Source organism: Aetokthonos hydrillicola CCALA 1050 (assembly GCF_017591665.1).
GTDB lineage: Bacteria > Cyanobacteriota > Cyanobacteriia > Cyanobacteriales > Nostocaceae > Aetokthonos > Aetokthonos hydrillicola.
On record NZ_JAAKGC010000292.1, the window covers coordinates 1 to 2,360 of the forward strand.

The 2,360-nt window shown below is 40.4% G+C and carries 3 protein-coding genes; 2 read left to right on the forward strand and 1 reads right to left on the reverse strand.

What is annotated here, in order from left to right; genetic code table 11:
• Positions 1-257: 257 nt before the first annotated feature.
• Positions 258-464 carry a TOBE domain-containing protein gene (locus G4P69_RS37105; protein ID WP_208343692.1) on the reverse strand — a complete coding sequence of 69 codons (207 nt, stop codon included), beginning with the start codon at positions 462-464 and terminating at the stop codon, positions 258-260.
• Between the two features lie 299 nt (positions 465-763).
• Here G4P69_RS37105 and G4P69_RS37110 point away from each other — a divergent pair, with 299 nt between their 5' ends.
• Positions 764-973 (forward strand): TOBE domain-containing protein, encoded by a 210-nt coding sequence (locus G4P69_RS37110; RefSeq protein WP_208343694.1) that lies wholly within the window; start codon positions 764-766, stop codon positions 971-973.
• A 771-nt stretch (positions 974-1,744) separates the two neighbouring features.
• On the forward strand, positions 1,745-2,360 hold a 616-nt coding region (locus G4P69_RS39800), incomplete at its 3' end, for a helix-turn-helix transcriptional regulator (protein WP_243903176.1).

Genomic DNA, 2,360 nt, shown 5'->3' on the forward strand with positions numbered 1-2,360 from the left:
CAGTCAGTGTAACTTCTGACTGCTTTCCTCTCTAACAATCAATCCGCGCCTCAGTACTAATGTCTATTTTTTATCTTTTCTTCTATCCGTGCTTTGCTTCTGTCTGAGCTTTTAGTCCAAACTCCAGCATCTCAATACATACGCGTTAGTCGTAATCTACAGTAAACATGTCGAAATGCGCGCATTTGTAAAAAATCGAAACGCTACTTTTGCGCGCACTCGTGTTATGATGCCACTGTCCTTTGTAAGCTCCTGTGTTACACAGCGACTAGTACATCCGATGCTTTGACGATCGCGATCGCTTCCCCACCTTCAATAAGGCGAAGATTATCAGCAGAAGATTTTGTGATAACTGCTGTCACTTCTACCCCTGGATTAATTTCTATAATGACCTCTGTATTAACTGGTCCTCGGCTGATTTTTTTTACAGTGCCTTTGAACGAATTACGGGCGCTAATTATCATATTTTGATGCTCCGTGATAATAAGATGATTTCTGACTACTAGTACTATGGTTGGAACTGTCTCTCAGATAATGCACAGTCAGCATGACTCTACAAACAATACTCATCCTTTAATTGCAAGAGTTGCCAGAATGGCAAAAAAGGCAAATTCTTTATATGGAAGTGTGAAGCGCAATACATTGATTCGGCTTAATGGGCGTAGTAGCAGCACCTCAGATGTAATCCACCAGAGATAAACCATAATTAATGACATGCTATTATAAGTGGATAATAAATGAATAAAATCGGGGGCCCAAACCGATGAAAGTTAGTGCTCGTAATGCCATTCCAGGAACAGTCAAAGCAGTTCACACTGGAGCCGTCAATGATGAAGTTGTACTAGAAATCACACCAGGGGTTGAAGTGGTTGCAGTGATCACAAAAACATCTGCTGAGAAACTTGGACTTGAACCTGGTAAAAAAGCATATGCTGTTATCAAAGCATCTGATGTCATGCTTTCTGTTGACTAAGTGACTGTCTTTTGAGTTCAAAATTCAAAATAACAAACAAGAAATTAATTTTTAATTAATTTTTGGTACAACCTCCCCCTCAACTCCAGTAGATCCCAGAGGGCAAATAAATTAGCTATTGGCAAATAAACTGGCAATCTGTATGCTATAGTTAGACTGGGAATCAAAAAAAGCGCTCCTCAGAAAAAACTTGAGGAGTAAATTGAGTCGTACTTTAGAAGGGGATAAACTCTGCTAATCAGGACACTACAACGCCGAATCGGAAATGAATCACAGTTTATCTAAAGTGACGCAAGATCAAAGTATAGATTTGATACGCTTTTTTTGTTTTGGTAAATCCGCTTCAACTCACTAGAGATTCCGTAAACCTGATACTTTTACACTTGATTTTGCCAAAACCAGTGTGAATGACTGACTAGCAAAAAAACATTTCGTAACTAACTTGCTGATCCGTTATGATAGCATACTCGTAAAATTTTTGAAAAAATCAAGACACTCAAAGTACAAAATATCTTGGAAGAAAAATGATATAAACAGGAGTCAGAAGACAGAATTCAGGAGTCAGAATGCACCGCCTATAAAAAGATGGTGTTTCACGAAAAGTTTCAACTCGTGTCTCCAAAAAGAGTCCATCCGTGGTTTTAACCCAGTATTTATTCTGATTCCTGTCTCCTGACTTCTGAATTCTGTTTAATAAACTAAGACCGTGCTTTTGTCTTGGCAGACTTAGCTAAATCCGCTCTGCCTTTTTACAATGGAGAGATCAAGGGAATGAAGCAGGATAGTAAGCTCCGTAATAACTTGAAGTCAATCAGAACTCGTTTAAAGATGAGCCAGCAGGATTTGGCTGATCTAGCCGGTGTTACTCGTCAAACTATTAGTGGTGTAGAAGCAGGACAATACGCCCCCTCTGTGGTGATCACACTTCGCTTAGCAAAGGCGCTTGGCTGTCAAGTTGAAGATATATTCTCTTTAGAGCAAGATGTACCTGAAATCGAAGCAGTTGCAGCCAAACCTTTTACTGATGGTCAGCGATCGCGAGTTAGTGTAGCTCGTGTAGGAGGACAATGGATAGCTTATCCCTTAATTGGTAAAGATGCTTTTCGCCAAGACATGATTCCAGCTGATGGTGAAGCAATTGGGGTGGGAAGACACTCTGATCCTAATGATTTCCCAAAAGAAGAATTACCAAAACAGTCCAGCTACATAAGCAACCCACCAAATCCGGACGGTGAGACGAAAAAACAGGTAAGTACAAATAGAGTTCGAGTCAAGCTCCTAGACGATAATCTGGACACACTTCATAATACAGTTGTGATTGCTGGTTGTGCACCTGTAATTTCACTATGGGCAAGAGCTACGGAACGCTGGCACCCCCAACTACGTG

Bases quoted from the DNA above. Each gene is read 5' to 3' on its own strand.
- G4P69_RS37110 (WP_208343694.1), top strand. From the start codon at position 764: ATGAAAGTTAGTGCTCGTAATGCCATTCCAGGAACAGTCAAAGCAGTT.
- G4P69_RS37105 (WP_208343692.1), bottom strand. From the start codon at position 464: ATGATAATTAGCGCCCGTAATTCGTTCAAAGGCACTGTAAAAAAAATC.